This window comes from Pseudomonas sp. PDM31 (assembly GCF_019218965.1).
GTDB lineage: Bacteria > Pseudomonadota > Gammaproteobacteria > Pseudomonadales > Pseudomonadaceae > Aquipseudomonas.
The window spans coordinates 1-220 of sequence record NZ_JAHUWS010000057.1; the positions used below are offsets into that span (position 1 = coordinate 1).

Consider the following 220-nt stretch of genomic DNA (forward strand, 5'->3'; position numbering starts at 1 on the left):
GACGGCGACACCAGCACCGCCAACCTGGTGCTGCAGATCCACAACAACGACGACACCGTGACCCTCGACGGCCTGAACGTCTACGGTGGAGAGCTGACCGTCTACGAGAAAAACCTCAGCGACGGCAGCAACCCAGCCACCTCGGCGCTGACCCAGAGCGGCACCTTCACCGTGACGGCGCTGGACGGCCTGCAAACCCTGACCGTCGGCGGCATCGCCG

Annotated in this window: 1 protein-coding gene; it reads left to right on the plus strand. The window is 65.9% G+C overall.

Going from position 1 to position 220, the window contains the following annotated elements; all coding sequences use genetic code 11:
- Positions 1-220: hypothetical protein (locus tag KW839_RS27445; protein ID WP_218426056.1), on the plus strand; the 220-nt coding region annotated here is incomplete at both ends.